General features: G+C 59.8%; 16 protein-coding genes and 2 pseudogenes. 4 read left to right on the top strand and 14 right to left on the bottom strand.

Annotated features, from left to right (window positions below):
* Nucleotides 1-9 precede the first annotated feature (9 nt).
* From OKC43_RS17715 to OKC43_RS17700, 4 genes are all read right to left on the bottom strand, one after another.
* Entirely contained in the window at nucleotides 10-1,206 is a 1,197-nt protein-coding gene (locus OKC43_RS17715; RefSeq protein WP_236271646.1) for an ABC transporter permease, read from the bottom strand.
* A complete protein-coding gene (locus tag OKC43_RS17710) occupies nucleotides 1,206-2,360 on the bottom strand; it encodes an ABC transporter permease (protein ID WP_236271645.1) in 1,155 nt (384 codons plus the stop codon). Before OKC43_RS17710 ends, OKC43_RS17715 begins: the two co-directional genes overlap by 1 nt.
* Entirely contained in the window at nucleotides 2,360-3,364 is a 1,005-nt protein-coding gene (locus OKC43_RS17705) for an HlyD family secretion protein (RefSeq protein WP_005349194.1), read from the bottom strand. Before OKC43_RS17705 ends, OKC43_RS17710 begins: the two co-directional genes overlap by 1 nt.
* A 73-nt stretch (nucleotides 3,365-3,437) precedes the next feature.
* Nucleotides 3,438-4,835 carry a TolC family protein gene (locus OKC43_RS17700; protein WP_042052508.1) on the bottom strand — a complete coding sequence of 466 codons (1,398 nt, stop codon included), beginning with the start codon at nucleotides 4,833-4,835 and terminating at the stop codon, nucleotides 3,438-3,440.
* 292 nt (nucleotides 4,836-5,127) lie between these two features.
* Between OKC43_RS17700 and dusB the strand changes: the two genes are divergently transcribed.
* From dusB to OKC43_RS17685, 3 genes are all read left to right on the top strand, one after another.
* Complete coding sequence (gene dusB, locus OKC43_RS17695; protein ID WP_019445016.1) at nucleotides 5,128-6,093, top strand: tRNA dihydrouridine synthase DusB; 966 nt, start codon at nucleotides 5,128-5,130, stop codon at nucleotides 6,091-6,093.
* Between the two features lie 26 nt (nucleotides 6,094-6,119).
* On the top strand, nucleotides 6,120-6,416 hold the full coding sequence (gene fis, locus OKC43_RS17690) for a DNA-binding transcriptional regulator Fis (RefSeq protein WP_005309538.1): 297 nt from the start codon (nucleotides 6,120-6,122) through the stop codon (nucleotides 6,414-6,416).
* A 557-nt stretch (nucleotides 6,417-6,973) separates the two neighbouring features.
* The gene (locus OKC43_RS17685; RefSeq protein WP_042649080.1) at nucleotides 6,974-8,398 is read left to right on the top strand and encodes a hypothetical protein; all 1,425 of its coding nucleotides are present in this window, start codon (nucleotides 6,974-6,976) and stop codon (nucleotides 8,396-8,398) included.
* 198 nt (nucleotides 8,399-8,596) lie between these two features.
* On the opposite strand, the gene OKC43_RS17680 is transcribed toward OKC43_RS17685, so the two are convergent.
* The 3 genes from OKC43_RS17680 to OKC43_RS17670 form a co-directional block, all read right to left on the bottom strand.
* Complete coding sequence (locus tag OKC43_RS17680; RefSeq protein WP_042649079.1) at nucleotides 8,597-9,793, bottom strand: J domain-containing protein; 1,197 nt, start codon at nucleotides 9,791-9,793, stop codon at nucleotides 8,597-8,599.
* 158 nt (nucleotides 9,794-9,951) lie between these two features.
* Nucleotides 9,952-10,602: a hypothetical protein gene (locus tag OKC43_RS17675; protein ID WP_042649078.1), complete on the bottom strand. Its 651-nt coding sequence runs from the start codon at nucleotides 10,600-10,602 to the stop codon at nucleotides 9,952-9,954.
* A complete protein-coding gene (locus OKC43_RS17670; protein ID WP_201973401.1) occupies nucleotides 10,586-11,917 on the bottom strand; it encodes an AAA family ATPase in 1,332 nt (443 codons plus the stop codon). Before OKC43_RS17670 ends, OKC43_RS17675 begins: the two co-directional genes overlap by 17 nt.
* Before the next feature lie 287 nt (nucleotides 11,918-12,204).
* On the opposite strand from OKC43_RS17670, the gene OKC43_RS17665 reads away from it, so the two are divergent.
* A complete protein-coding gene (locus tag OKC43_RS17665; protein ID WP_042649076.1) occupies nucleotides 12,205-12,420 on the top strand; it encodes a hypothetical protein in 216 nt (71 codons plus the stop codon).
* Here the strand turns inward: OKC43_RS17665 and OKC43_RS17660 are convergent.
* The 7 genes and pseudogenes from OKC43_RS17660 to OKC43_RS17625 all read right to left on the bottom strand — a co-directional run.
* Nucleotides 12,421-12,615 (bottom strand): annotated as a pseudogene (locus OKC43_RS17660) (IS1595 family transposase); the annotation flags it as partial.
* A gap of 81 nt (nucleotides 12,616-12,696) precedes the next feature.
* Nucleotides 12,697-13,452, bottom strand: a complete 756-nt coding sequence (gene istB, locus OKC43_RS17655; RefSeq protein ID WP_270657354.1) for an IS21-like element ISAs29 family helper ATPase IstB — start codon at nucleotides 13,450-13,452, stop codon at nucleotides 12,697-12,699.
* Between the two features lie 14 nt (nucleotides 13,453-13,466).
* Nucleotides 13,467-15,008, bottom strand: coding sequence for an IS21-like element ISAs29 family transposase (istA, locus tag OKC43_RS17650; RefSeq protein WP_201976375.1), 1,542 nt, complete (start codon nucleotides 15,006-15,008; stop codon nucleotides 13,467-13,469).
* Between the two features lie 388 nt (nucleotides 15,009-15,396).
* A pseudogene (locus tag OKC43_RS17640) lies at nucleotides 15,397-16,356 on the bottom strand (DinB/UmuC family translesion DNA polymerase); the annotation flags it as partial.
* Between the two features lie 429 nt (nucleotides 16,357-16,785).
* Nucleotides 16,786-18,219: a multidrug efflux transporter outer membrane subunit TOprJ2 gene (locus tag OKC43_RS17635; RefSeq protein WP_088903432.1), complete on the bottom strand. Its 1,434-nt coding sequence runs from the start codon at nucleotides 18,217-18,219 to the stop codon at nucleotides 16,786-16,788.
* Between the two features lie 4 nt (nucleotides 18,220-18,223).
* A complete protein-coding gene (gene tmexD / locus OKC43_RS17630) occupies nucleotides 18,224-21,358 on the bottom strand; it encodes a multidrug efflux RND transporter permease subunit TMexD (RefSeq protein WP_101618153.1) in 3,135 nt (1,044 codons plus the stop codon).
* Between the two features lie 15 nt (nucleotides 21,359-21,373).
* Nucleotides 21,374-22,537 (bottom strand): multidrug efflux RND transporter periplasmic adaptor subunit TMexC2, encoded by a 1,164-nt coding sequence (locus OKC43_RS17625; RefSeq protein ID WP_088903431.1) that lies wholly within the window; start codon nucleotides 22,535-22,537, stop codon nucleotides 21,374-21,376.
* Nucleotides 22,538-22,636: the final 99 nt, after the last annotated feature.

Raw genomic sequence — 22,636 nt, 5'->3', positions numbered from 1 at the left:
CCATCCCACTTAACCGGCGGTCGTCTCACTCTGTACGACCGGCTGACTGGCCACCGGCAGTGACTGCTGCCGCCAACGCAGCAACAGGCAGGCCAGCACACCGTAAAGCAGCGCCAGACCCCACAGCTGCCACCAGTAGCGGGAGACCTGCGCAAAGTCGGCCCCCATCTGGTTAAGGCGCAGAAAACCCTCGATGGCGGGGATAGTGGGCACCCACTGAGCCAGCCAGTTGAGAGGCGCCGGGATCAGCTCGAGCGGCCAGATAAAGCCCGCCAGAAAGACCAGTGGCAGGGAGGAGATGAGCACCACCTGAGTGGGCAGATCACGCCGGGTAAAGATCGCACCGAGCACCACGCCAAACCAGCAGGTCGCCAGCAGGAACGGCAGGGCGAACAGCCACAACTCCAGCGGATCGGCATGACGGGCGATGTTGTAGTGATCGAAGCAGAAGCCGAGGAAGTAGCTCACCGGCAGCAGGAACAACCCCGCCAGCACCAGGGTTCTGGCCAGCAGCAGCGGCAACACCGGCGCGCTTTGCCAGTAACCATGCTCGCCGCGGCAGCTGCGCTGGTTCTGGGTCGCCCCCAGGATCCCAGCCCCCATCAGCAACACCTGATGGAGGATCAGCACGAACACCGCCGGCACCACGTAATTGACATAACCCATGGTGGGGTTGAACACCGGTACCACGTTGAGGGCCACCGCATTCCAGCCTATGGCCGCTTGTGGCAGCGCCTCGCCGTGGCTCAACAGCCGCGCCACCTTCACCTGCGCGGCGAGAGTGCCACCGGCCTGCGCCAGCCCTTCGGCAATGGTGCCGTAGACCAGAAAGTAGGAGGCATCACCGGCATAGCTCAGGGTGACGCTCTTGCCCAGCATCAGGTCCCGATAAAAGTGGTTGGGGATATGCAGGATCCCGCTCGCCTCCCCGGCCATCATCAGCTGACGCGCCTCGGCCAGCGAATTGGCCCGCGCAACCAGCTTCACCTGCGGCGTGGCATCGGCCATAAACTCCAGCTGACGGGACAACTGACTGCCATCCTCGTTGACCACCACCACCGCCTCTTCCCGCGGCAGCTGATGCAGATAGGGCTGGGGATAGAGAAACGAGTAGAAGATCACCCCGCCAAACAGGGTCAGCATGATGGCGCGATCCGCCAGCAGGGTGCGCAGCTCTAGGCGCAACAGATCGACAAATCCCAGCATCACTCAGGCTCCTTTTCGGCGACTGCCACTGCGGCTGATTGACGGGCCAGTTCGGCCTGCTGCTTGTAACGGCGCACCACCAGCAGCAAGGGAAGCAGAAACAGCAGCAGCGCCCCCAGTTGCGGCAGGGCGGATGCGAGCGGCAGACCGTAGTTGCTCTGACCAATCTGCAGCTCCACATAGTGAGAGACCGGCAACAGGCTGCGCCAGAAGCGGGCGAAATCCCCCATGGCGCTCACCGGAAAGGTGACCCCCATAAAGGCAAAACCGGGCGCCGTGTAAGCCCCCGCCAGCGAGAGGGCGCGGGCCGGATCCCGAATGATGCCGTAAAAGAAGGCCCCCATGGTAACGCAGGCGGCCGAGGCGAGCCCCAGACCCACCACCAGCACCAGCCAGCTGCCGTGCATGGGGTAAGAGAAGCCCTTGAACAGCAGCAGCGTCCAGACAATCCCCCAGCCCCAGCCAATCAGCACGTGGGGCAGCAGGGTGCGCCAGAGACCAAACCAGACACCGCGAGTGGTCCAGTCCAGCCCCAGCCGATCATTACGGGCCAGCGCATTGAGGCCGAACAGCACCACCAGGATCTGCCACACCGCAGGCAAAATGGCACTCAACAGAAACTGGGCGTAGCTGGAGTTGAGGTTATAGAGCGCCGTCACCTGACTGCTGATAGGCACCGACTGCCCGAGTGCGCCGGGCAGCGCCTTGCCATCAGCCATCGCCTCCAGCACGCCCACCTGACCATTGAGAGTCCCGACCACCTGCGCCAGCGCCGAGTTGACCAGCTTGGCGATCAGGATGAACTGGCCGTTGTTGAACACCGTCACCTGCGGCTGGGTGCCCTGACGGGCATCCCGCTCCAGATGGTTGGGGATCACCACCAGCGCATAGATGTCGCCACCGCGCAGGGCGTGCGCCCCGGCATCGATGGAGTCGAACTGTTGCGCGACCTTGAGCCCGGCCGAGCCATCCAGCGAGAAAGCGAGCTGGCGCGACAGCACGCTGTGGTCGAGATCCACCAGCCCTACCTTGAGGTCGCGGGCCAATCCTGCCGAGAAGATCCAGCAGAGGATCCCCATCAGCAGCAGCGGCACCCAGCTCATCAGGGCACGACTGAAGGGATCCTGCCACAGCAGCCGAAATTCACGTCCCATCAGAGTTCAACCAGCACACTCATGCCAACCCGCAGCCCCTCAACCGGTTGCAGCGGGCGAGCCTCCACCTGGAAGCTCTTCATATCGAAACCCTGACGGGTATCGGTAGCACGCCAGGTGGCGAAATCCCCCATCACGGCCACATGGGTCACCTTGAAGCGCACGGTCTGGTCGCCAAGGCCCGGGATGCGGGCATCAAACTCGGTACCGACCGGGAAGCGGGGCAGCAGATCTTCGCGCACGTGGAACTGGGCCCAGGCATCGCTCATGTCGAGCAGGGTCACGACAGGGAATCCTTGGGGCGCCAGCTCGCCGCTGCGCAGCAACACCTGACTCACTTCACCATTGTGGGGGCTGGTGATGCGGGTATCGGCCAGATAGGCCTCTACCTCAGCAACCGAACCCGCCGCCATCTTGGCCTTCTCGCGGGCGGCGATCTTGGTCTCTTCCCGCGCCCCTTCCAACGCCATCTGGTACTGTTGCCACGCCATCCCTTCGCTGTAGCGGGCGGCTTGCCAGGCAGTCCAGGCCTCGTCGCGTTTTTGCAGCGGCATTACGCCGTCGCGGTGCAGGCTGGCAACCCGCTCATAGGTCTTGCCACGCAGCTGGGCGGCAGCCTTGGCTTTTTGCCACTGATCCTTGGCGGCAGCGATCTGTTGGGCTCGGGCCCCTTTCTCTGCCTCTTGCGCCAGCGCCCCCGCTGCGGCCTCACCGGCCTTGGCCTGGCTCAGCTTGGCTTCAATCTCGGGGCTCGCCAGGGTAAAGACCAGCTGATCCTTGGTCAGCTGATCACCCTTTTTGACCAACACTTCGTCGATGCGCCCCGGCACCTTGGAGGAGACCGAGTACTGCTGCGCTTCAATCTGCCCTTGCAGATGCACCGGCTCCGGCTGATAGGCCAGCCAGAAGCGCCAGCCGAGCCACACCACCAGGATCACCAGCGCCAGCGGCAACAACAGCGGTTTACCCTGGCTCATCTTCTTTTTGATGGGGGGATGGCTCATCACTTCACCTCGACAAACGGGCGACCCTTGACGGTCGGAAAAGACATGAAAAAAGGAACAGACAGGACCGGGATCATGAGTTCACCTCGATCACCTGACCATGCTGATATTGATTGAAACTGTTCATCTGGCCGGAGAGCGCCAGCAGGCGGGCCAGCGACACCACATATTGATAGGCCGCCGCTGCGCGCTGAGTCTTCACCCCCGCCAGCTGGTTCTGGGCATCCACCACATCAAGGGAGGTAGAGAGTCCCTGCCCGAAGGCCTTGTCCCGCAGCAGCACGTTCTCCTCTGCCAACGCCTGGGTGGAAGAGAGGGATTGATACTCCTCCAGCCCCTGCGCTGCTTCGCGCCAGGTCTTCTCAACGAGCAACTCCAGATCCTGACGGGTCTTGGCCTGCAGCAGATTGACCTGCAACTCAGCACTCTTGGCGGCCTGCACCGTCTCGGAGCGGCCATCGCGACTCACCAGCGGCATGCTGACCCCCACCCCCACCAGCCAGTCCGGCGCTGTCTTGGAGGCGAGTGAATCATCTTCATAGAGGTTGTAGTTGCCGAACAGGAACACCTCGGGGGCATATTTGCCCTGCTCGACCCGGATCAGCCCCTTGGCCTGCTCCTTCTTGGCAGTGAGCAGCTTGAGACCGGGATGCACCTCCAGGGTCTGGCTCACCAACCCCTCAAGGCGCGGCAGCTCCTTGTTGACGAACAGGCCGCTGCCCGGCTGGGCATTTGGCAACTTCAGCATGCGGCCGAGGGCCAGCTCGGCGATCTCGAGGCTGCGGCGCGCCTTCTGGGTATCGATGCGCGCTCTGTCATAGGCCGACTGGGCGGAGAGGCGCTCCACCCTGGCGATCTGGCCCTGCGCTTCGAGCTTCTTGGCGTGATCCAGATGGTGGGCCAGCCCCTCTTCGATCTCCTGTTTGGTCTGCACCACCTGAGCAGCCAGCACCACGCCGAAATAGGTCTGGGAGAGGCTCTCGAAGGTGGATTGCTGCTTGAGCACCAGCAGCTGCTGCGCCTCGCTCACCTGCGCCTGGCGGATATCCTGCGCCGCATCGATGCGACCACCGGCAAACAACGGCCAGAGCATCTTGACCGAGCTGGTCACCACATTCTGTTTGGTCAGGGGCGTGACAAATGCGTTGGCCCCGACCCCGAACAGGCTGCCGAGCGCCAGGATCAGATCTTTCTGCTTGGCCAGCGGATTGAGATCGAGGGCATCAAGTTCAATCGGCTGATCAAGATGGGTATAGCTGGCCCCCAGATCCACCTTGGGCAGATACATATCCTTGGCCGCCTCGCGCAGCTGCTTGGCCCGATCGACCCCGGCCTGCTCGGCAGCCAGCCCTTCATCCTGCTGGATGACCCGGGTCCAGGCTTCGCCAAAACTGATGGTTTGCGCCTGCGCCGACCCCAGCACGGCCCCCATCAGACACGGCCAGAGTGATTTAATGAACCTTGACGTCATAGATCCCCAATCCGCTTTTGTTGCATAAATGTTTGGAGCATTTGCTCGACTTAAGCCCGCTATCATAACGCAAAGCGGGCCTGCGAGTGGACTGACAATTATGCAGGCGTCCGACCCGAATGGTACAGCGCTCACTCTCCGGCAATCTGGCCGTTTTTCAATAACTCCAGAATTTGCAAGCCTTGGCGCGACGTTTTTTTCAGAAAAAAATGGCTGACGCTCAAATACTAACCTTTTCTCCTGCCTAAAAAATGCGTAATATACGCCGCCCTAAGCCGATGGTAACCGTGGAATGCAGATAGGTCCCCACACGCTTGAAACTCCCTTGATTGTGGCTCCCATGGCCGGTGTAACTGACCGACCATTCCGTGAACTTTGTTTGCGATTGGGGGCTGGCATGGCCGTTTCCGAGATGCTGCTGGCCAACCCGGATGTCTGGGATACCCAGAAAACCCGGATGAGGATGGATCACTCTGCAGAAGGCGGATTGCGATCGGTCCAGATTGCCGGAGCCGACCCCGAGATGATGGCGTTTGCTGCCCGCTACAACGTGGAGCAGGGCGCACAGATCGTCGACATCAACATGGGATGTCCGGCAAAAAAAGTGAATAAGAAGTTGGCAGGTTCTGCCCTGCTGCGTGCCCCCGATCAGGTCAAAGCAATTTGCCGGGCCGTGGTGGATGCAGTGGAGGTGCCTGTCACCTTGAAGATCCGCACAGGATGGGATCCGGATAACCGCAATGGCGTGGAGATCGCCCGAATCGCCGAAGATTGCGGTATCGCGGCCCTTGCCGTGCATGGTCGTACCCGTGCCTGCCTCTACAAGGGCGAAGCGGAGTACGACACGATCAGGGCGATTAAGCAGGCCGTATCGATTCCTGTTGTCGCCAATGGTGACATCAACAGCCCGGAGAAAGCCCGGTATGTCCTCGACTATACCGGCGTTGACGCCGTGATGATCGGCCGAGCTGCGCAAGGACGACCCTGGATTTTCCGGGAAATCCGTCATTTTCTTGAGACGGGCACCAAGCTGCCGCCTCCCGAGAGGGAAGAGGTTCGCACCCTGATGAACGAGCATGTAACCAACCTGCACCGGTTTTATGGTGCATATCTGGGAGCGCGCATAGCCCGTAAACACGTGGGCTGGTATCTGGATGAAGAAGAGACGGGCCGAGAATTCCGTAAGCACTTCAATGCCCTGGATTGCGCAGACGCGCAACTTGAGGCACTCGAAGCGTATTTCGATGGATTAGGTTAACAAGATAACTAAAGAGCCGACCGAATATGTTCGAACAAACCCTGACTTCTGATGCATTGGTAACAACTACTCACAATCACGCTGCCGAGCCGACCCAGCGCCCCCTGCGTGACTCTGTGCAACAGGCCCTGCGTAACTACCTGGCCCAGTTGAACGGTCAGGAAGTGATTGATCTGTACGATATGGTTCTCTCCGAAGTCGAAGCGCCGATGCTGGACGTGATCATGCAGTACACCCGTGGTAACCAGACTCGCGCTGCCGTGATGATGGGTATCAACCGTGGCACCCTGCGCAAGAAGCTCAAGCGTTACGGCATGAACTAAGCCATAACAGCTAAGCTATTGAAAATAAAGGCACCATCATTTTATTGATAGTGCCTTTTTCGTTTTGAACCCACATTTGAACCCACACCTACAAGACTAGTTATCATTGTCGACGACTCAACTCGGACTAGCCTGATGAACAGCGTTGACCACATAACTGTACCTATCCTCCCCATGTTGCCTAATGCAAGAGAGGGCCAATGGCCCTCTCTTGCTATCTATGTTGTTGGTCAGTGCAAACAGCACTGCTTGTACTTCTAGCCGCAGCCAAAGGGACACGGCTCGTTGCGGCCAATCTTGATGGGTACCACCACTGGTGTTCGCTACGTTGTGCCAGAAAGTGGGCATGAAGGATACGAGCAGCAAATCGGGCCTTGGTGGCTTGCTCTTGCAGGTGTTCATTGCTGAGCGCCTCCAGCGACGTAGACATGGTTTCTTAACCATGTGTTCTTTATGGTCTCTGTCATCCGGGGGATGTCGCTCCAATGGATAGGCATCTATATCGGTCTCAGGCACAATGTTCGATTAGATAGACCTGATAATGGGTAGTTCAGCTGATGGCACGAATATTAACCAAAGCGCAATTGAGTAAACTGGAAAGCAAAAGCCAAGCCGAGCTGTTGGCTATCGTGCTTGACCTGGCAACGCATCTTCCCCTCGCAAAAAAGCACCTGATTAACCAGTACCTTACTGCTGAGGATGCCTTATTGGCATTGGCAAAAAAAGAGTATAGCAAGCTCACTCGTCGCCCCCCTTCCTGGGATTATAAGGAGGTGGATGCCTTCTTCGATACCTTGCAAAATCAGTTTATTCCGTTGCTGGCCAAGGGGATCGTCGCCTCTCCAAGGGAGGGAGAACTCTTCGCCCTCGAGTTGCTGGCGAATGCCAGAGCCTTGTATGAAAAGATGGATACATCCAGTGGCAGCTGGGAGGACTACCATCTTGCGCTGGTCGAACAGTGGTTGATGGCGATCGCTGCTCAACGAGAGTCTGTCCCCCCAGAGGTGCTGGCTCGTCGATTACGTGACGGATTGTCAGACATTGATCCATCGATCAGCATTACTTGCCTGTTTGATTACCGTGATGTGCTCGGCTCCCCAGTGATGCGAGCCTTGCGCGATAACTATGCGGCGGCAGGTCTATTGCCAGAGGCGTTGGGGTTGAGCTTTGAGTTGCGTGATATTGCATTCTTTGACTCGGTGCAACAGGCTGGTCTCTTTAGCCACCCCCGTCAGCAGATTGACTATGCCAGACTGCTGACCGACGAATTACGCGCCGATCAAGCCATCGCGGTATTAGAGGCAATGGACTCGGCTCTGTTGCAGCGCCACCGCCAATTGAACCTGTGGCATCAAGTGTTGATCCGGGCCTATCTGGAAGAGGGACGCCGAGCTGACGCTCATGCTCAGGCATTACGCGCGTTTGCTAGCACACGGGCAAACTCGTTTTTTGCGAGTTATTGCCAAAGTGGAGATGAGCCTAGAGAAGTAGCATTAGGCCAGTTTGTTGCCATTGCCGAATCATGGGGGCTACGCGAGGTCTTGTTGCTGTTGGAGGAGGTTGATGCATGGCCACAACTGGCACAACGGCTTGAGCAATGTACAGATGCAGACTTGCAGGAGGATCTCTCACTCCTTGCTGGTTCAACCGTACGAACCTGGTCGAGCCGCCTCTATCAGCAGGGATTTATCGTGGTGGCAGTGCGGCTACGTCGTCAATTGGTGGCCAATGTCGTTAATCAGGGCAAGAGCACCTACTACACGGGGGCAGCCTCGGATCTGAAAAAGAGCCTGGATTATCAGGCGGCCTTAAAGGTAGAACAAGAGGATGGAGAGAGACCTCTCTGTTCGCCACAGGAGTATCTGAATCAGCTTTATCAGCAGCACAAACGCAAGAGCAGCTTTTGGGAGGCGGTTCGTCAAAAGCTACCGGCCATTACCATGTCGGCGAGCGGTGTGCAGTATCAGGCCGAGAATAAATAAGGCGCTAACACCTTTCACTCGGTCAGTCAGCTTGTGCTGGTGTTCCATGCGCCCTTGGCTGTCCAGCGCCTCGATAGCACTCATCTGGATGTCTCATTGCAACGACATCCTTCAAGCTACCCAAAACAAGAGAGAGCCATTGGCTCTCTCTTGTTTTCGAAATAGGTGTTTTCAAAAAATGTGTTTTCGAAAAAAGTGTTATCGAAAGAAGATCTCATCAAAGTCCGGCTCTTCATCCCAGATGGCGTGCTGACGTGCGTCCCAGCGCTCGGCCAGATAGGGTTTGAGGGTTGCAAGGGTGGTGATGGTCGCCAGTTGTCCATGCAACTGCTTGATATCCCGCTGTAGATAGTGCTGATGCTCCTCGAACGCGAGATCGGTCTTCTTCTTCGAGCGCTGTTTAAACTTGTGCAAGATAACCCCTTGCACTCCCTCCGGGCCACTATAAAAGCAGATCTCGAGCTCACGTTTTTTCTGCCAGAGCGCCGGATTGATGGCCACCAGATTCTCTTCACTCAGCAGCTTGTCTGCCTCGGGCAGATGGGTGTGAGCCAGGTGCAACAGAGTAAACATATCCCGCGTTTCCCACGCATGGCTGAGCTCGCCCATCAGGCGGCTCTTCTCTTCACGCTTGACCGGGTCTTGCTCCCGATCCGGGTGCAGCGTCATAGCCAGCTTGCGATAGAGCTGCTTAAGGCTTGAGTTATCGAGCAGTTGCTCAACCCTGGCAACCTCATCCGGATCGGCCATGTCATGATGATCCTGCCAACGTGCGAAAGCCTCGTCATTGGCAAAGGGGTCATCGCCACAGTCCGGCGCGTCGTCGTCCCACTCATGCTCATCACCGCCCTGTTTTTGGGCCTGGGCTTGCATATAGTCGCGCAGCTTCTCGGGATTTCTGACCATCTCGCGCAGCAGCTCGATATCATCGGGGCTCTCGCCAAACGCCTCTTGCAGCATGTCAGTGATAAAATCGCAGCTCGCCTCGAGCTGATCATCATCGAGCTGGCTGACGCTGCCCGCTTGCACCGCCATATAGAGTGACTCCAGATCCAGCTCCCCCCGAAACGGGTTGGATTCAAGATACCCCATCAATTCATCAATCCAGCCATGGAGCATCTCGCGCTGCCACTGGGTAAAACTTTTGCGGGCGGTGAAACCGGCCAGCCGCTGGCAAAGCTGAAAAATCAGCCCACACTGCTCACGCTCCAGAGGCTCAATGTCGCTGACAAAGCGCTGATAGATATCCGCCCCCTCTTGCTCCTGTTTGGCCAGCTTGGCCTGCAGCTTTTCGATGGCCTGCCACTGGCGATGAAAATAGGCAAGGGCCGGACTCTCGTGGCGCGGCTCGGCTTTTTTTCGCTTGGCCGAGGTTTTACTCTTGGTCAGTGACATGAAAACTCCAAATGAAAACGGGATAGTTGGCTACCGTGGCCACGGCAGATTATCAGAGGGGAGGAGATGCGCCTATCCTCGCGGTCTGCTGCCGGAGAAAAGCGCACGAGGTGTACCGAGGTTGTGGCTCCCGAGTCACCCGGGCAGGCACGCAATCGCTAGAGCTGACTGCGCAGTATGTTCACCAGTACAGGTGCGAAGGGCTCCAGCTTGCCTTGTTTGGGCTGGCTCAGATCTTCGATCAGCATTGTCAGCAATTGTGCATCATCTTCCAGCGCCAGTGCCTGCTGATCATCGCCATAGTGGGTCCAAATCAGGCTATCCACCAGCTGTTTGCGCTTGGCAACCAGCACCTTGTTGCTTTGCTCCGTATCACCCAGATTGAGTACCCGGATCGCCTCTTTGGCTCTTTCCGTCAACCCCTCAACCCGACCACTCCATTTAAAGCGCAACTCGGTTTCGCACTCAGGCATCAGCGGGGTCAACGGCAGAGGCTGCGAGCCATGGGCGGCATCGCACTGTTTCGGTGTTTTGCAACTGGCTACCAGATTGCTGAAATCCATGGTGCGCTTAGGGGCGAGATCCCTAGCCTCAACATGCTCGTTCATGGTGTCTTCACTGGTGCCGCTGATGGCTTGGCAACAGTAGGCGCAGAGATGGAATTGCTCAGTAGTGCAAGCCTCCCGGATCTGCTGGCGAATTGCCTGACCCTCTTCATCGTTGGGTAGGTCGTGATATCGAGCATGAGGATTTTGACGTTTGAATGCCGCCAGACTTGCAGGTTCTTGTCCCTTATAAATCTTGCGCACGGCGCAGCTCCTCTTTGCGCAGCAGCAGGCTAGCCTTGGTCAGCTCCAGGTTGTTGGCTGGCAGCTCGGCTCTTAGCGCGGCCAGCAGGGCATTGGCCTTATCAAATTGCCGATCTTGAATTAAATCGAGTAAGTCATTCAGTCGGCTCGCCACCCGCTCATTGCGAATAGCGGTATCCATCACCTCCAGCAGCACCGAGTTGGCATCCTGACCATATTGGGATGGCACTTCAGTCAACTCGCCATTATCGAGCGAATAGACCAGTACATCCTTGCAATCGCTGATCACCAGGGGGGAGTGGGTGGTCAGCACAAACTGACAGTTGGGGAAGGTATCAGTGAGCCGCTGGATGATAGTACGTGCCCACTGGGGATGCAGGTGCATGTCCACCTCGTCGATCAGCACCACCCCATCGCCGTGCAGCGGATTTTCCAGCTCCGGATTCATCATTGCGAGGCGGCGGGCAATATCGCCCACCAGTGCCATCAGGGATTTCTCCCCTTGCGACAGTTGCAACACATTGAGGGTCTGACCCTCCTTGTCGATGGACATATGCAGACGCGGCTTACGGCGGACCTTCAGATTTTTAAATCCGGGCATAAAGTTGGCAATAGCTGTGCGCACCGCCGTCAACTGACGATCTCTGGCTGATGCCTGTGTCTGTTGCAACTTTTGCCAAAGATCAGGACCGAGTAAATCTTGAAGTTCATTAAGAACTTCAGTAGGGATTACCGACTCGTTTTCGCTATCTTCCCGCTCGCGAAACCACTCAAAGAAACGACGAAAATCGACTCCTTGACTCAGCGAATTGTCATAACCATCGAGTTGGCGAAATGAATGTTTCTCTTTGATCTTTAGCGGAATATCCAGCACCACCCGCTCGACTGGGTAGAAGGCGATCAGGGGTAAGCTGACATTTTCCTGCTCTGTCAATCGTGCTCGATACTCATCGGCTAGTTTGCTAGCGTCGGTCAATATGGATTGCTCGTTGCTCTTGCGACCGGCGCGAGTTTTGGTGAGAGACCAGATGTATTCCTTCAGCTGATCGTGTAGTTGAAGAGAGACCACCGCGGTATTGGCGCCATTGAGGATGACCTCTTCCGGGATGGGGCTGCCGCTGCCTTTGTCGCTGCGCAAACGGGCAACAAACCAGCTGAGTGAGGTCGCCAACGATTTGAGTACCGAGGTTTTGCCTGCACCATTGTTGCCAATCAGCACGGTCACATTCGAGTTTGCCCGCTCCGTGGGGGCAAACTCGATGGCAAGACGCTCAAAACGCCCCAGATTTTCGAGGGTGAGTTGTTTGATTTCCATGCTCTATTCCTAATTTTGCTGCCAACACGACCTTATCTCGCCTGCACTTGGCTTACAACCCGTCGAATGTTGCCGCTGACTGCACATCATACGAGCGGGTCAGGCCGTTGCGCGAGGCTTGCGGGGCCCACACTTACCTTTTTTGCCGCTGGCGGTGGCCCGCTCGGTCTGAATGCGGGCCAGCAGGGCGGCGGTTTCTCGTGCGTCCGATTACGCTTCGCTAATCGAACCTACGTCGCGGATGTTTTGGTTGCCCGTTTGCGCGGCTTGGCAGTGGCCCGCTCGGCTTGAATGCGAGCCAACAGGGCGGCGGCGCTATTGTCGCCACTGATCAGGTCCGGGTTGGCTGCGCGCCAGTCGGCGGTCAGCTCGCCACGAAATGCCTTGGCCAGAATGGCCTGGGTCAGGTTATCGACCCGCGCTTTGGCCGTCTTGGCCTGCTGCTCGATGGTATCGGCATAGGCAAAGAGTTGTTCTACGCGACGGACAATTTCGGTTCCTGATTACCCATGACCCTCAGCCAGCTTCAAGAGCCGATATGGCATCGGAGGGCTTGCCATGACTGCATGCCCCAATTCAACCAACATGCTCTTGAGGTCAAAACGATGATTAAACCGGAAGCAGTATTCCGCAAGATGCCTTGGTAAATGCTTCGCTCCGAGCTTATGACAACTGCCCCGCAGCGAGTTCTTCACATTCTGCGTATTCCGGCGAAGTTGAACAGCCATTCCGGCCAACGTGAACACCCTGATCCTTAACGCGCTCACGTCACCCCGTTTCTAACTCGAGTGTTCAGATTGGGTCAACTCACTTCTCCTCTTTCTCATCGATTCTCCCTTCAGTGACAGCCGGTGAGCGTTGTGCATCAGCCGGTCCAGGATCGCATCTGCCAGAGTGTTGTCCCCCAAGCTCGCGTACCACTCTTCCGTTGGCAGCTGACTGACCACGACCGTCGAGTATTTCCCGTACCGATCATCCATGATCTCCAGCAGGGCGTTGCGCTGCTCGGCATTCACCGCTTCCAGTCCACAGTCATCCAGGATCAGCAGCTCTATCCTTGCCAGTTGACCCAGCAGTCTGGCGTAACTGCCATCTACCTTGGCCTGGCTCAGCTCAAGTAGCAGACGCGGCAGCCGGTAGTAACGAGTGCTGTGCCCCTGCTGACAGGCTTGGTAGCCCAGCGCACAGGCTAGGTAGGTTTTTCCGCAGCCACAGGGGCCGGTAATGAGCAGGTTCTGGCCCCGGCGCAGCCACTCTCCTTGGGCCAGGTTTGCCACCTGTGACCGCTCCAGGTTGCGTGCAGACTGGTAGTCCACCTCTTGCACCGTGGCCTGGAGTTTGAGCCTCGCCTGCTTGACCAGCCGAGCTTGTTTACGCTGCTCCCGGCTCAGTTGTTCGTGTTCGACCAGCAGGCTTAGCCGCTCGATGAAGGGCAGCCCTTCGTAGGTACTTGCCTGTTCCAGTTGTTGTTGCACGGCATCCGCCATGCCAGTCAGTTTCAGGTGTCTCAAGCGGGTCAGCGTTTGTTGGGTCATGGGACGTATCCTCTCTAGTGGAAGCTCTGGGGGCCGCGGATGTTCTCGTGCTCTTGCGGCAGTTCTGGATAACTGAGCGGACTTGCGGGCAGTTGGTCGCGGCCACTGGTCAGCACCGGCTTGAGCAGCTTGAGCCGCACCAGTCCTTCCCGGTTGGCCAGCTGGCAACAGGCTTCGACTCGTGATGGCGGATACTCCCGGCTAAGACTCAGCAGTCCCAGGCAGAGTCGGTATGCCTGCTCGGCATGGGCTTTCTCTGCCAGCCGTTCGCTAACCCAGCACAAGGTGCCCGGTCCGATGTCGGCAGCCCACTGCTTAAGACGCCCTGGCGTCCAGCGTTGCTGCTTGCTGTGACGTTCCGGCATGTGCTCAGGGAGTGTGCTCATTCCCGGGATGGTTTTACGCGGATGGCTCGCGACCAGCTGTTGCTGGTGATAAACCTGAAGCAGGGTATCGCCCGCATGGAGCTCCAGTTGCTGACCCACATACTGGTGCGGCACCGAGTAATGGTGCTGCTCATAGCTGACGTGATAGTCGATGTTGACCTTGACCGTTTTGATGGCGACATAGCGATAGGGATGCACCGGTAGTGACCCCAGTGCCGGGCGGTCCAACTGCTCAAACGCCTCGCGTCGGTTACCGGGCAGTTGCTTGAACGGGCGCTCGTTGAGCTCATTTAACAAAGCCCGGATGCACTGGTTGAGCTCGGCAAGCGAGAAGAAGGTCTGATGGCGTAGACGGGCCAGGATCCAGCGCTCGACGATCTGCACACCCACCTCGGCCTTGGCTTTGTCCTTGGGCTTGTAAGGACGAGCTGGCATCACCGCCACCTGATAATGCTCGGCCAACTGCTGGTAGCTGGGGTTGAGCTCGGGATCGTATCGGCAAGCCTTGCTGACACCGCTCTTGAGGTTGTCGGGGATCAGTAGTGCCGGTGTACCACCGAAAAACTCAAAGGCACGGACATGGCTTTGCAGCCAGTCCGGCAGTGACTGGGACCAGGTGGCCTCGGCAAAGGTGTAGTTGGACGCACCGAGCACGGCGACAAAGATCTGGGCCTGACGGACCTCACCCGTAGTCGGCGAGACGATGGGCACCGTGGGCCCGCAGTAGTCGATAAAGAGCTTTTCCCCCGCCTTATGGATCTGGCGCATGGAGCGCTTTTGCAACTGACACCAGGACTTGTAACGGTCACAGAACTGGGAGTAGCTGTAACAGCTATTGGGATAGCGCTGGGTGTACTCCTCCCAGAGCAGCTGTTTGGAGACCCCCTTGCGCTTGAGCTCCTGATGGACAGAGGGCCAATCCGGTACAACATGGCGGGCCGAGATGGTGGTATCGGCCTGCGGATAGAACAGGGCCGCCAGTTGGCCATCATCAAGCTCGATAGGTAAAGGCCAGGTCAGGCCGAGCGTCTGGGCACTTTTGAGGAGTTTCTGGATGGAGCCAACGCTGACCTTGGTGCAGCAACTTATCTGGCGAACAGAGAGGTCAGCTTCCAGCCGCAGTCGCAGCACTTCACGAATTTTACGCATTGCAATCCTCTTGGCAGACATAGGCTCTTCCCTGGCAAAAGGGAGAGCGTATCAAAGGTTGTTAAATCAATGCGTTAAGGATGATTCTGGTGAATGTGAACAGTGATTCCGGGATGTTGAACACTGTTTCCGGAAAGGAGGTGCAAAGTGTTCAGGTTGAACCGGAATGAGCGTTCACGTTGGTCCGGAAATGGTGTTCACGTTGAACCAGAATCGGTGTTCATGATCGGCCGGAATATGCAAACCCGTTACCATGTTTAGAGCTGATAGCAAATCGGGTTGCGGTTGCACCTTCTTTAAGCTCTGCTGCCGCGACTTGTCGATCTTGAGAAATCATCCTAAAACCTCGTATTGGGGTACCACGTGGGGTACCACATCTAGCAAACGGTAGGCACATTACTGTATCCACTTACCTGGCCACCGGCAGGTCCTCCCAGCGGGTGGTGTAACAGGGGCTCAGGAGCTCTTGTCGCATCATCCACTCAGGCGACCCCGTACCTTGGCTGGCAAAGCCTACTCGCCCCAATCCCTTGGCTTTGATCTGGTCCATCACTGCCATCAGCGCGTCCGATTGAGCGGAGGACGGGGCAAACAGATCTGCCTGTTGTTGCCCCTTGGGGGTGAACTCACTCAGCATGACGCCCCCCTTCTGATAGCGGTAACCGTCGCGCCAAATCTGCGGTAGCAGCACGTTCACTTGCTGCAGCAGCAACCGGGTATCATCGCTAGGGCAGACCAGTCGGACGCCAGCCTGCTCACTGTAGTAAGGAGCTCGTTCGTCAAAGGGGCTGGTTCGCACGAACAGGTGCACCCGTTGGCAACACATCCCCTCGGCCCGCAACTTCTCGGCTGCGCGAGCCATAAAGCCTGACAACGCTTGGGCCATTTCTCCACGGTCAGTCACGCGCTCACCAAAGGAACGGCTCGAGAGGATCTGCTGCTTCGCCGCCGGTTCAACGGTCAGCTCTGCGCAAGGCAGGCCACGCAGCTCCTGTACGATTCGCTCGACCACCACGCCGTATTGGGCGCGTAACCCTTTGGCGTCGCTAGCCACCAGGTCAGCCACGGTGTTGATGCCTTGTGCCACCAACTTGGCCCCCAAGCGCCGTCCTATGCCCCACACCTCGTCCACCGGGGTGATAGCCATCAGCCGGGCACGGCGCAGCTCGTCACGCAAGTCCACGACGCCGCCCGTGGCAGGCCACTTCTTGGCTGCATAGTTGGCCAGCTTGGCGAGGGTCTTGGTGGGGCCGATCCCAACCCCTACCGTTAGGCCGGTCCACTGCCACACTCGCTGCCGGATCTGTTGTCCATAGGCTGTCAGGTCCCCGGCAAACGACTCCGACAGTGACAGGAATGCTTCATCAACGTAAAGGAAAGAAGAACAGCCATGGACATGACTTCAGCTCAGACATTCCGCTACTCAATCTCTGATGTCGGATGTCCATAGAAAGAACCTCTTTTCCAGGAAATTGGGGCTTGAAGTCCATACCTGCGCAATTGCACCCATTTGACCAGTCAATTGCATTGGTACTGACCACCGCGTGCATCCGACTTGGCCAGTGGGCAGCAGAGACGCAACAGGCAGAAACCGGCCAGAAGCAGTCAGTCAATCATGCGTTACAGTGATTTTTTGCAGCTCTTTATAGAGCCGTTAGCTGCTGCCACCAATAATCCATAGGCCTGCCAGTCGTCAGACAGTCTTATTCTCGATCAGACGATTGCCCCGTCGATGACCAGTAGCTCACCGGTGATGGAGCCAGAGTCCGGTCTTCGGATGCAGGACTCCTGGCTTTGCTCACTCAGCGCCGATCCCGGCCATCGGTTCAGTTTGGCCCCAGCCACCGCCCAGAGACCTGAACAGGTCAACCAGCGCAATCTGCCGTTCCGTGCTGATTTGAATTAGTGTGGTCTGGTTGCTAAAGGTGCTGCGCTGGGCGTCAAGATAACGCAGGTAGTCGTCCACGCCGCCCTCGTAACGCGCCTTAGCCAGGGCCATCGCAGCCTCGCTGGAACCGGCCAGAGCCTGGCGGGCAGCCTCCTCGCGGCGCAGGGTGTCGGTGGCGGCCAGGGCATCGGCCACTTCGCGGAAGGCGGTCTGGATGGTGCCTTCGTAGTCGGCCACCGCCGCGTCCTGGCGCACTTCGGCGAGGTCCAGGTTGGCGCGGTTGCGGCCACCGGCGAAGATCGGCAGCGACAGCGTCGGGGCAAAGCTCCAGGCCCGCGAGCCGCCATCGAACAATCCGGACAACTCGGCACTGGAGCTGCCCACCGAACCGGTCAGGCTGATCCGGGGAAAGAACGCGGCGCGAGCTGCACCGATATCGGCATTGCGCGCCTTGAGGCGGTGCTCGCTGGCGAGAATGTCCGGGCGCCGTTCGATCAGTTCCGAGCTGGTGCCGGGGGCGATGTCCTGCAGCACCATCAGGTCGTCGCGGGGCGTCGCGGGCAGCAGGCGAGCGGCATCTGGCGTGCCGAGCAACAGGACCAGGGCGTTGTCCGCCTGGCGTAACTGGCGTTCGGTGCTCTCGCGCTCGGCCCTAGCCTGTTCGGCAAGGCCGACCGCTTCCTGGTAATCCAGGGCGGTGGCGGCCCCCGCTGCACGGCGCTGGCTGACCAGCTCCAGCGAGGCCATGCGGCTGTCCAGGGTTTGTTCGACCAGGGCCATGCGGCGTAGCGCACCATCGCGGGTCAGGTAGGCCTGGATGACCTCGGCAACCAGGCTGATCTGCGTGGCACGGGTCGCCTCCTCGGTCGCCAGGTAGGTCTCCAGCGCGGCCTCGGAGAGGTTGCGCACGCGGCCGAACAGGTCGACTTCGTACTCCGCGAGGCCGAGGCCGACCTGATAGTTGCTGGTCACTTCCGAGCGCCCGGTCTGCGACAGATCGGCAGGCAGGCGCTGGCGGTTGCCGCTGGCATTGGCGTTGATCGAAGGCAGGCGATCAGCACGCTGGATGCGGTACTGGGCACGCGCAGCTTCGATATCCAGCAGCGCCTGGCGCAGGCTGCGGTTGTTGCTCAGCGCCGTATCCACCGCGCGGCGCAAGTCGGCATCGACGATGAAGGTCTGCCAGTCCAGCGCCTGGGCACGGGTGCCCTCCGCGTCGGCGGCTTGCCAGTGCGACGCGACCGGTGCCTGCGGGCGCTCGTAGGTCGGGGCCAGCGAACAACCCGCCAGGGCGGCGATGGCCAGGGGCAGCAGAGCGCGACGGAGCATGAAGTGAGAGGTCATCGCATTACTCCGCTTTATGCAGGGGATGGTTGTCGGTTTGCTGAGGTTTGGTGCGCAGCAGCGACAGCACCCAGACGAAGAAGATCGGCACGAAGATCACCCCGAGCATGGTCGCGCTGAGCATCCCGCCCAGCACCCCGGTGCCCAGTGCGCGCTGGCTCGCAGCGCCGGCGCCAGTGGCGATGGCCAGCGGCACCACGCCGAGCATGAACGCCATGGAGGTCATGATGATCGGGCGGAAACGCAGGCGCGCGGCTTCGACAGCAGCATCGCGCAGCGAGTAGCCGTCTTCCCACAGGTCCTTGGCGAACTCGACGATGAGAATGGCGTTCTTCGCCGCCAGGCCGATCACGGTGATCAGGCCGACCTTGAAGTACACGTCGTTGGGCAGGCCGATAGCAGTCACCGCCAGTACCGCGCCGAGTGCGCCGACCGGCACGATCAGCATCACCGTCAGCGGGATCGCCCAGCTCTCGTAGAGCGCCACCAGCAGCAGGAACACCACGGTGATGGCCAGGGCGAACAGCATCGTCGCCTGCCCGCTGGCGACCCGCTCCTGATACGACAGCCCGGTCCACTCGTAACCGATACCTTCGGGCAGCTCGGCAGCGATGCGCTCCAGTTCGAGCATCGCCTCGCCAGTGCTCACGCCGGGCGCGGCGTCACCGGCAATGCGGATCGACGGGTAACCGTTGTAACGCGCGACCTGCACCGGGCCTTCTTCCCAGCTCGTGGTGACGAAAGCACTCAGCGGTACCAGGCTGCCGCTGTCGTTGGGCACATGCAGGCGCAGGACGCTTTCCGGTGTCATGCGCTCGGCCTGTTCGGCCTGTACCACCACGCGCTGCTGGCGGCCGGCGTTGGCGAAGTCGTTGATCACCGACGAGCCGAACGCAGTGGACAGCGCGCTGCTGATCGCTTCGAAGCTGACTCCCAGCGTGCGCGCCTGCTCACGGTCGATCACCAGGCGCAGCTGCGGCGCCTCGGCCAGACCTTCCATCATGGCGTAGAGGAACTTCGGATTGCCGTTGACCTTGCCCAGCACTTCATCGCGCGCTGCCAACAGGGCATCGCGGCCAAGGCCGGCGCGGTCCTGCAGGCGCAGGGCGAAACCACCCGAGTTGCCCAGGCCTTCGACCGGCGGTGGCGGCACCGCCATGATCGCGCCGTCATCGAGGTTGGCGAAGTGCTGGTTGACCGCAGCCGACTCGGCTTCCGGCGACTGCGAAGAATCTCGCTCGGACCAGTCCTTGAGCAGCGGGAAGGCAATGGCCGCGTTCTCACCCATGCCGGAGAAGCTGAAGCCGAGGACCAGGAAGGACGTCTGCACGGCCTCGCGGGCCATCAGAAACTCTTCCAGCTCCTCACCCGTGGCCGAGGTGCGCTCACGGGTGGCGCCTGGCGGCAACTGGATGTCGACGATCATGTAGCCCTGGTCTTCCACCGGCACGAAGGATTCCGGCAGGCGCAGGTAGAAGAAACCCATCAGCACCACCACGCCCAGGTAGATGAACATCACCCGCCCGGCGCGCGGCACCAGCTTGCCGTTGAGTTTGGTGTAGCGGCCGGTCAGGGCGGTGAACTTGCGGTTGAACCAGCCGAAGAAACCGGTCTTCTCGTGATGGCCTTCGGGGATCGGTTTGAGCAGCGTGGCGCACAGCGCCGGGGTGAAGGTCAGCGCGAGGAAGCCCGAGAACAGGATCGACACCGCCAGCGACAGCGAGAACTGCTGGTAGATCACCCCCACCGAGCCGGCCATGAAGGCCAGCGGCAGGAACACCGCCGACAGCACCAGGGTGATACCGATGATCGCCCCGGACACCTGCCCCATCGCCTTGATGGTCGCCGGCACCGGCGCCAGGCCTTCCTCGGCCATGATCCGCTCGACGTTCTCCACCACCACGATGGCGTCGTCCACCAGGATGCCGATGGCCAGCACCATGCCGAACATGGTCATCATGTTCACCGAGAAGCCAAGCAGGTACATGAAGGTCAGCGTACCGAGCAGACACACCGGCACGACGATGGACGGGATCAGGGTGTAGCGCACGTTCTGCAGGAACAGGAACATCACCAGGAACACCAGCACCATGGCCTCGATGAGGGTCATGATGACCTTGTCGATCGCCACGTCGACGAAGCGCGAGGTGTCGTACGCCACGGAGAACTCGACGTTGTCCGGGAAGTTGGCCGACAGCTCGGTCAGACGCTGCTTGACCGCCTCGGCGGTCTGGATCGCGTTGGCACCGGGCGACAGCTGCACGGCGGCGGCAACGGCGGGCTTGCCGTCCTGGCGCGAGCCGAAGTTGTAGTCCTGGCTGCCGACCTCGATGCGCGCCACGTCGCCCAGGGTCAGGCGCGAGCCGTCCTGGTTGGCACGCAGCACGATGGCGGCGAATTCCTGCGGGTTGTCCAGGGTACCCTTGACCGCCAGGGTCGCCGTCAGCTCCTGCTCGCTGGAACCCGGCGTGCTGCCGAAGGCACCGGCCGGCACCTGCACGTTCTGCGCGCGGATGGCGTTGTTCACGTCATCGATGGATAGGCCGTAGCCGACCAGCTTCTGCGGATCGATCCACACGCGCATGGCCGCCTCGGAGGCGAAGAACTGCAGCTTGCCGACGCCGTTCACGCGACGGATTTCGTTGTTGATGTTGCGCGCGGCGTAATCGGCCAGCGCCGTGACGTTGGCGTCCTTGTCGCCATCGGTGTAGCTCAGCGCATAGATCAGCAGGAAGCCGGCGGTGGCCTGCTCGGTCTGGATGCCGAGCGTCAGCACGGCCTGCGGCATGCGTGCCTCGGCCTTCTTCAGACGGTTCTGCACGTCAACCTGGGCCAGTTCGGGGTCGGTCCCTGGCTGGAAGGTGACGGTGATCTCGGCGATGCCGTTGGCGTTGCTGGTGGACTCGAAGTACAGCAGGTTCTTGGCGCCGTTGAGTTCTTCCTCGATGACGCTGGTCACCGAGTCGGTGAGCTCCTGCGCCGAAGCGCCGGGATAGGTGGCGGTCACGGTGATCTGCGGCGGCGCCACGTTGGGGTACTGCGCCACCGGCAGGAACGGGATGGCCAGCAGGCCACCCAGCGAGATGAACAGGGCGACTACCCAGGCGAAATTGGGGCGCCGGATGAAAAACAGGGACATGAGAGGTTCTCCGGCTTACTGCACCTGGGACTGTGGAGCGGCTTCGGCGGCATCTTGCTCGCGGGGGATGACCTTGGCGCCCGGACGGATAGCCGCCAGCGAGCTGGTGATCACCTTGTCGCCGACCTGCAGGCCCTCGCTGATTTGCCAGCGCGAGCCCTGCATGGCACCGGTGGTGACCTGGCGCGCCTCGACGGTATCGCCCTCCCCCAGCAGCATCACGCTGGCCTGGCCGTCAGCCGAACGCTGCACGGCACGTTGCGGCACCAGGATGGCGTTCTGGTCGAGCCCTTGCGGTGTGCGCACACGCACGTACATACCCGGCAGCAGCACGCCCTCGGGGTTGTCGAACTGGCCTCGCAGGGCGATCTGCCCGGTGCTGCGATCCACCGAGATATCGGTGAACAGCAGCGTGCCCTTGCGCTCGATATCGGTACCGTCGACACGCAGCGACAGCGGCTGGTCGCTCGCACCGGCAACCTTGCCCTCGGCGATTGCCGCGCGCAGGCGCAGGGCATCGGCAGCAGGCTGGGTGAAGTCGGCGTACACCGGATCGAGTTGCTGGATACGTGCCAGCAGCGTGGCTTCGCCCTGGCCTACCAGAGCCCCTTCGGTGACCTGGGCGCGACCGATACGCCCGGCGATGGGGGCGCGAACCTCGGCATAACCCAGGTCCAGGCGGGCAGTTTCGACATTGGCCTGGGCCGAGCGCTTGTCGGCCTGGGCGCTCTGCAGAGCGGCCATGGCGTTGTCGAAATCCTGCTGGCTGACGGCGTCGATCTTCACCAGTGGTTCGTAACGGCGAACCATCGCCTGAGCCTGGAACAGCTGCGCCTCGGCGCGAGCCAGTTCACCTTCCGCCCGCGACAGGGCCGCCTTGAACGGCGCAGGGTCGATCTGGAACAGCACGTCACCGGCCTTCACGTCGGCCCCTTCCTCGAAGGTGCGCTTGAGCACGATCCCCGCCACCCGCGCGCGCACCTCGGCGACACGCACCGGCTCGATGCGCCCTGGTAGCTCGGCGAACACTGTGAAGGGCTCGGTCTTCACGCTGAGCACATCGACTTCACGCGCTGGCGCCTCTTCCCGTTGCTCTTCGGGCTTGTCGCAGCCAACCAGGGTCACGGCGATCAAATAGGAGATCACGGAAAAAGTGATCCATTCGCGGAATTTGTTCATATCTCACCCAAGCGCGAAGCCAGTACGTAGTCGAAGCCGCGCATGATCCACGCAAAAATCAAATAAGTCAATATTGACTCATTTGATTTTGGTGTGAAC

Source organism: Aeromonas sp. Y289-2, from assembly GCF_027705925.1.
GTDB classification, from domain to species: Bacteria; Pseudomonadota; Gammaproteobacteria; order Enterobacterales; family Aeromonadaceae; genus Aeromonas; species Aeromonas veronii.
Note: the sequence above shows the minus strand (reverse complement) of the source record. Positions and strands in the feature narration are given on the sequence as shown.